Annotated in this window: 4 protein-coding genes and 2 pseudogenes; 5 read left to right on the top strand and 1 reads right to left on the bottom strand. The window is 61.3% G+C overall.

All coding sequences use genetic code 11. From position 1 onward, the window contains the following. Positions 1–163: 163 nt before the first annotated feature. Positions 164–631: a hypothetical protein gene (locus tag AB4Z16_RS27815; protein WP_441514547.1), complete on the bottom strand. Its 468-nt coding sequence runs from the start codon at positions 629–631 to the stop codon at positions 164–166. A gap of 638 nt (positions 632–1,269) precedes the next feature. Between AB4Z16_RS27815 and AB4Z16_RS27810 the strand changes: the two genes are divergently transcribed. From AB4Z16_RS27810 to AB4Z16_RS27790, 5 genes and pseudogenes are all read left to right on the top strand, one after another. Then, a complete protein-coding gene (locus AB4Z16_RS27810; protein ID WP_441514546.1) occupies positions 1,270–3,267 on the top strand; it encodes an arylsulfatase in 1,998 nt (665 codons plus the stop codon). Positions 3,268–3,536: 269 nt separating this feature from the next. Further along, positions 3,537–4,473, top strand: a pseudogene (ligD, locus tag AB4Z16_RS27805) (non-homologous end-joining DNA ligase). Positions 4,474–4,959: 486 nt separating this feature from the next. Next, positions 4,960–5,211, top strand: coding sequence for a hypothetical protein (locus AB4Z16_RS27800; protein ID WP_441514545.1), 252 nt, complete (start codon positions 4,960–4,962; stop codon positions 5,209–5,211). A gap of 89 nt (positions 5,212–5,300) precedes the next feature. Beyond that, complete coding sequence (locus AB4Z16_RS27795) at positions 5,301–5,531, top strand: hypothetical protein (protein WP_441514544.1); 231 nt, start codon at positions 5,301–5,303, stop codon at positions 5,529–5,531. A gap of 294 nt (positions 5,532–5,825) precedes the next feature. After that, positions 5,826–6,535 (top strand): annotated as a pseudogene (locus tag AB4Z16_RS27790) (SOS response-associated peptidase family protein). The last annotated feature ends 1,023 nt before the right edge of the window (positions 6,536–7,558 follow it).

Here is a 7,558-nt window from a genome sequence, read left to right as displayed (position 1 = left end):
CCTCTGCAACGGGGTAGCCCCGCTCGGTGATCTGCGCGACCGCATCACGCTTGAAATCGTCCGTAAAATGTCCGGGCCCCATCATGGCCTCCTTGCCTCAAAATTAGGGAAGAAGGCGTCCAGGAATCTAGGGGCTATTCAAACGATTGTGGGGCATCGAACGTCATGAACCCTCGCGTTCGTATCGAGCCAATTCGGCCGTAGCTTCTGCGAAGAGTTCATCCGGCATTGTTTCGAGCGTTCCAACGTTCCGTGCACTGTCCTGAAGCTGCATCTGTTCATGGTCACAAAGTCCGGCATTCTTGTCGACGCCGAGGGGCGCGCCAGATGGTTGCTTCGTAACGTTCCACTGAGGAGCAGCCTCAATGCCAGCGGCCAGCCTCCACGCGTGCTTGGGCCGCTCGGCGACCCTGCCGTTGCGTTTGAGGCGCTTGCGCATGGCGTTCATTGATGCGGTGACCATTTCCTGCGTCGGAGCTAACGGAACCAGCCGCCAATGAGCGGCATCAAAGTCCTCGAGTAGGAAACGCGCCAACCGAACCGTGTCCTCCTCAGGAATCTTGTGATTGAGCTGATGAAGGTTGTGGCGGAGGCGGTTTGTCACCATTGCGAGGATGGTGTTGTTCGTCATCGCTCGGTCCTCCATGTCCCTTTGCCACTCCTTTTGATCAGAAGGGCTGACATGCACGAGTCAGTGATGAAGCTCGCCGTCTTCGGCCTGAAATTTAGTTCAGGCCGGGCGGATGCCGGCCCGTGCGACAGGTGCCAAAACGCTATCCGCTTTTTAGGTACGCGCAGTACGGCATTGTGGCCATGCGATCGTAGCTGCCAAACTTTGCGCCAATAGGTGCCACGTTACCGCTTGTGGTGCCAATTTCAGTGCGCTCTGAGATCCAGAACGACGTCGGCAGCGTGAATGAGCGACTAGATCGCGTCATTGAGACCCGACCGCACGCTGCCCCGCACGGGGGATCCAAGTTGGCATGACAAAATCGAGCGGCTGACCGCCACAAGATGTCCGCCGGCCTAACCGGCTCCTCTCTAAACTTGGCCCCGTCAGATCCCGCTGGCGGTTGCTTCGTCCGGCGTCCGAGATGGATGGTTACCGGGCGTGCCGATCCATCGGCGTTAGTATCTGTTCGCGGCCTCATAGCGTGCATCGCCGCCGGCGACCCGCCACTGGAGCGCCTTCACGCGGTCACCGTTCTCAGAGTCCGAATTCATTTCACATTGATGTCGCGGTGGATTATATAGTCTTCGGGCGGCTGGTTGCTACGTTACCTCAAATATCGCTCGAACAGACTTGTTTCCGTAATATTCACGCCAACTGCTCCGTCGCAAAAAGTCGAAATCAAAATCCAATGGGTACTTCTGCAGATCAAATCGAGATCTGCGGAAGGGCTTGTTTTGCGCTTATCGAATAGGCCTGCATTCATCAAATCTTACATTCAGCAAATGTTGGAGATGAAAATGGCACCTGAAATCGAGATGCGTGGACTTTCTGACGTCAAAGAGGACTTGCAGCGCGCCTTCTGTGGCTGGTGCGGGCGAACCCGCGCGGGCCTGCTCGGCGCCACCGCACTCATCGCTGCCGCGGCAGCGACGCCGACCATTGCGCAGGCGCCGGCTCCCGCCCAGGCGCCGTCCAAACCGAACATCCTGTTCATCATGGGTGACGACATCGGCATCATGCAGACGAGCATCTACCACCGCGGGCTGATGGTCGGGGAAACGCCCAATATCGATCGGATTGGCCAGGAAGGCGCGCTCTTCACGCATTACTACGCCGAGCAGAGCTGCACGGCCGGCCGCAATGCCTTCTTCACCGGCATGCATCCATTGCGGACGGGGATGATCCCGCCGCAATTGCCCGGCAGCCCATCCTACCTGCGGCCCGGCACCCCGGCGCTGGCCAAGTTCCTGCTCGACCTCGGCTACAACACCGGCGAGTTCGGCAAGAACCATCTCGGCGATCATACCGACGCGCTGCCGACCGCGCACGGCTTCCAGGAATTCTGGGGCTATCTGTATCACCTCGACGCGATGCAGGGCGTGAGCTTCCCCGACATCAACAAGACCCCTTCCCAGCAGACCGTTGCTCCGCCATGCATCAACACGACGATCCCGGGTATTCCGCCGGTTGCCGGCGCGGTGGACCCACGAACCTCGGTCTGCCTGACGCCGCCGCGTCCGGTGATGTTCTGCACGTCATCCGATGGCACGGCGGCCAACCAGACCTGCCGGGACGAAGGGCCGCTGACATTGGAGCGTTCGAAGACGGTGGACGAGGAAATCTCGGCCAAGGTGGTCGACTTCCTTGAGCGCAACGATCCCCGACGGACCAACAAGCCATTCTTCGCCTGGTACAACCCGGCGCGCATGCACATCACGACGGTTCTGTCGCCGAAATACGAGGCGATGATCGGCGAACCCGGCGGCAAGGATTGGGGCCTCAACGAAGCCGGCATGAAGCAACTCGATGACAATATTGGCGTCGTGCTCAAGAAGCTCGAGGACATGGGTCAGCTCAACAATACGATCGTCGTCTTCACCACCGACAACGGCGCCGAGACGATCACCTTCCCGGATGGCGGCACCACGCCGTTCAAGGGCGGCAAGCTGACCACATGGGAAGGCGGCATGCGCGTACCGCTGCTCGTCCGCTGGCCAGCCGGTGGCATCCGCGCGGGGACGGTCAAGAATGACATCTTCGCATCACTCGACTGGCTGCCCACGCTCGTCAACCTGGCCGGCGGAGACAAGGGTGATGCTCTGAACCAGCGCATCAGGGCTGGCAGCTATCCCGGCATCGTCAAGACCACGCTCGATGGCGTCGACCAGACCGAATACCTGCTCGGACGGTCAGAAAAATCGGCGCGCGACACGTTCTTCTACTATTCCGGCAAAGAGCCGTCGGCGGTGCGCTACAAGAACTGGAAGATCTACTTTGCGATGGTGTCGGATTCGCCCGCCGGCTTTGTCTCGGGCGTGCAGCCATTTCACTGGGCCCAAGTCGTCAACATCAAGCGCGACCCGTTTGAGACCTCGATCGGCTCGCAGTACAAGACGCTCATGGGTATGGGTGGTACGATCGGCTCGCCCTCCACTGCCTACATCTACGATTGGAACATGCTGCCGATCGGCCAGGCGCTGTGGATGAAGGAACTTCTCTCCTACAAGGAGTTCCCGCCGATGCAGGACCCGGCGAGTTACAACCTCGATCAGGTCATCGATCAGATCAAGAATGCGAAAGGCCGGTCCGACTGATCGCCAGCAAAAGCTGCCCAACTGGTCGCGCGCCGGGCGCTCGATCCTTCAAAGTTTCAGAAGGATTTTCGCGTGCGGCGCGGCCGGAGACTAAGGATCGGGTCGATCGCGCACCGGCCGATCGTGAAATCGAGCGGCTGACCGCCGCAAGATGGCTGCCGGCCTAACCGGTCCCTCCCTAAACTCGGCCCGGTCTCCGAAAGGGGATCGGGCCTTTTTGTTATGCAGAGATCACTCGATGATTGTGCGCGTCGGGTTCTTAGACCGGGCTGGGCGTCGACACCGTCAAGGGGCCGCCGCTCAGCCGCCGGCAGAAGATCGAGCGCGAGCTCTTCACCGATCCCATGCCTGAACGCGTCGAGCCATGCCTGGCGCTATTGAGCCGCAAGATTCCGCGCAGCGATGACTGGTCGTACGAGGTCAAATGGGACGGCTATCGCTTGGCTGTAAAGGATGCCCAGGCCCTCGGTTTGGACAGTGCGATCTTCGACGGAGAGGCTGTCGTGCTGGACAATCGGGGAGCGGCGGATTTCAGCGCGCTTCAAAAAGCTCTTGGTGGACGAGGGGGGAAGTGCTCCCGCCTCGACAGCAATTCTCTATGCCTTTGATTTGCTCTACCTTAACGGCCATGACTTGAGGGCGCTGGGCTATGGTGAGCGGCGCGACATCCTGGCGGACGTCCTCAATGGTGCAGCCCATGGTGCGATTCGCTTCAGCGAGGATGTGAGGGCCGATGGCCCCGCTTTCCTGATGCTCGCCTGTGAGATGGGGCTCGAGGGCATCATCGCGAAGCGGCGTTCGGCTGCCTATCGATCTGGCCGCGGCGGGGAATGGCTCAAGATCAAATGCGTCCAGTCCGAGAGCTTCGTCATCATCGGCTATGAGCCGTCGATGGTCGCGCTCGGCGGGGTGGGCCGGCTGCTCCTCGCAGCTCGCCAAGGGGACAACCTTGACTATGTCGGAGGAGTCGGAACTGGCTTCACGGACGCCAGCGCAAGAGCGCTGCGAAAGCAGATGGAGCAGCTCATCGTCCCGAGGCCAGCCGTAATCATGAAAGGGCACACGAAGGGCCGCCTATGGCTGGCGCCGGCCCTTGTGGCCGAGATCGAGTTCCGCGCCTGGACCGATGAAGGCAAGCTACGGCATGCCTCCTACAAGGGGCTGCGAGAGGACGCCAATCATGTCGACGTCTACCAGATCCGCTAGCGGGCCTTGCGCACCCGAAAAATACTCGGAACCGCTTCAATCATGGTCAGTTTCTCTACCACCGCATGCCGACCGAAATTGTACCAACCCGAGGGGAGCGACAATGAATCGGCGAACTTTCCTCACAGCTCTGATAGGCGGAGCTGTAACGAGCGCGGTCGCCGCAGAGACCGCATACGCGCAGTATTACGTACCCTATGATCGTCGGCCTCATGAGTGGGAAGACGACAGGGACCGCTATCGCAGGAACCGGTACGAACGCGAGCGGGATTGGGAGCGGGAGAGGAGGCGTCGCGACTATCGTCGTCGCTGGGACGATGAAGAGGACGACTGAGCGGGGGGTTCTGCTAGATCTTATGCTGGGCGCGGGCAATCGGCCCAACCTGCGGTAGCGCCGATTTCAGGCGCCTTCTACGCCACCCGTCGACATGCTAACCGCACTCGATCAGCGTGATGTAGCGCGTCCCGTTCTCGCGCATGTTGGCGATGGCCATCATCGCGATAAACCTTCCGGTCCTACAGAGCCCTGATCTGCTCTTTGAACTCCTCGGCAATCGCGCCATGGCGGGCGAGGACGTCGATCGAAGCGACTTCTCCGGTTTCATCGTCCGCGACCACATGCACAACCGCGACGCCCTCGGCGGTGCGGCCCAGGCGCTCGCCCTCATTCAGCGCGTGGTATTTCGTTTTCGCCGGGACGCGCTGGGCCGGAACCAGCTTCTTCCGATGGGTCTTTGAAGGGCTGGAGGAAGAAGGTGTCGATGTTCATGGGTTGACTCCCGGAAAGCCTGTTCTCATTTTGTTCTCATATCTCGAGGACAAGAGCAATGTCAGGCCGGCCAGCCGATCAGCATGGTGAAGACACCACGCTGGACGCGGAAATCACCGGCATCGTCTCGACGCGGCTGGAGGAACACGGCAGCAAGGCGGGGGCCCTGCGCGCCCTGGCGCATGACTTCCTCGTGCTGCTGGCGGACGCCGATCGCTCGGTCTCGCGCGGCTTTCTACGCGGGGTGTTCTCTCAGGGGGCGCGGCCGGTTCGCGAGCCTAAACAATGACCGAGCATGAACCCGCCGAACAACCAGACCGAGCTGCGGGATTTCGTGCGCTTCCGCTGCCATTACTGCCAGCGTAGTGGGGACGCTCGGCTGGCTTCGTTGGCCTGGCGCTACGGCGCGCATGCGACGCTTGCTCGGCTCGTCGCGCTGTTTCGCAACCCATGCCCTTGGCGGTACGACAACCCGGTCCGAAAGCCGCAGAAATACGGCATGAAGTGCGGAGCCTACTGCCCGGATATCGGCCGGACCTCCCGATTGGCCCCCGCCAATGATGGGGCTCAGCTCGTCGAGGCGATGCGAAAGCTGTTTGCGAAGTTCGACGTGGCGGCGCAGGTCGTGCCGCAGCCGGGGATCTTCCCGGATTATTCGGCGCCGATTATTCGCAACGAGGGGAGCGCTCCGACGCTCACGATGACGCGGTGGGGCATGCCGTCGTCCAAGAAGGCGCAGCTCACGCCGCGACCAAGCGCGCCGACAAGCTACGGGCGAAGGGCAAGGAGGTCGACTTCGACCAACTCCTTCGGATGGAGCCGGACAGCGGAACGACAAACGTCCACAATATCTCAGGCTCGCATTGGAAGCGCTGGCTCGGCGTCGAAAGCCGATGCCTTGTGCCGTTCACCTCGTTCAGCGAACTCGACTGGGGCTCGAAGCAGGATGTCTGGTTCGCGTTCGGAGAGGAACGTCCGACAGCCTACTTCGCCGGCATCTGGGCGCCGCAATGGACCAGCGTCCGCAAGATCAAGAACGGCGAGGAAACGATCGACCTCTACGCCTTCCTGACGACTGATCCGAACGCAGAGGTTGGCGCCATCCATCCCAAGGCGATGCCTGTGATCCTGACGACGCCGGAGGAGTGCGAGGCTTGGATGACCGCACCTTGCGAGGAGGCGAGGGCGCTCCAACGGCCACTGCCCGACGGGGCACTGAACGTCGTGGCGCGTGGCGTGAAGAAGGACGGCGGCGAACCCGAGGCCAATCAACCGGCGACATCCTTGCTCTAGAAGCTCCGCGGCGCGGGCGAAGCCAACCCCCAGAATTTGGCCCTCCAGGGCCGGCGGGCGGCTTTTCATCGGCCTTCGACACTCCTCTAAACGTTCGACGGCAGCTTCGCTCGATGGGCTGAGAACTAACGGAGTTGTGACCCCGCCGGATTCGCTTCCCTCCGCTAAAAGGCGCAAAGCTTCCTCGCCGCACGTGCCTAATGCTCGTGTTGCTGGCGAAGGGTGGCCACCGTCCCGCCAGGCAGGCCAGAGATCTTCCCGCTTTTGAAATGACCCGGCTCAGTCTTGAGCTGCCGCGTGGAAGCGCACCACGCAGTCGATACACCAGAGGTCGGCCTCATGCACACGCTCACGCTCGTAGTGGCTGGCCTCTCTCTCGCCCTGGTCGGCGCCAGTGCTCAGGAATTGGATGAATCGTCGTTTGAACGGCCGCTGACTGACCCCGCAAGCCCATCTGGCTCCCTGAGAAACCAACCAATCGCAATTGTTGACATTAGTTTGCTGCCAAGGGCGAAGCAGGTGCAGATCCGTCGTGACGTCGCGGAGAAGGGTGAGGCCGAACTTCAGAAACTTAGGATTGCGATTGAGGCAGTCCCGAGCATTGTTTCCGCTCTTCGGGCAAAGCAGCTGTCGCCAACGAATGTTCTATCGGCAGAGACCAGCCCCCGCGGACGCTTAACACTCCTGATTGCCAGACGATAACCCTAGCCTGCCGCTCGCCTCGAATTTCGTCGTCCATCGCCCTCGGGTCGGCGGCCGCCCTAGGCCCACCGGGAAAGTCCGGGTGGCGGGCTGAAGAGCGGACTGCGGTTCGGCTCACCGCCACGCCCCGCTCGGCCACCCGTAGATCACAACGAACACGAGCGCCGTTAGGGCAAGGGTGGTTGGGTGCGGCGGGGAACGTGCTGAGCCCCCGCACGTTCGATTCGTTTTCGAACATGAGGAGCACACAATGGACCATTCCAGCCATATTCGTCTCGCCAGCAGTCAGCTGACCGCGCCTATCCTTGAAGGGGCCGGGCC

Origin of the sequence: Allobosea sp. TAF32 (assembly GCF_052113585.1) — a bacterium.
GTDB lineage: Bacteria > Pseudomonadota > Alphaproteobacteria > Rhizobiales > Beijerinckiaceae > Allobosea.
This window is presented reverse-complemented; position numbering and strand designations above follow the sequence as displayed.

Excerpts from the sequence above, each read along its gene's own strand:
- AB4Z16_RS27815 (WP_441514547.1), bottom strand. The coding sequence starts at position 631 with ATGACGAACAACACCATCCTCGCAATGGTGACAAACCGCCTCCGCCAC.
- AB4Z16_RS27800 (WP_441514545.1), top strand. The coding sequence starts at position 4,960 with ATGGCCATCATCGCGATAAACCTTCCGGTCCTACAGAGCCCTGATCTG.
- AB4Z16_RS27795 (WP_441514544.1), top strand. The coding sequence starts at position 5,301 with ATGTCAGGCCGGCCAGCCGATCAGCATGGTGAAGACACCACGCTGGAC.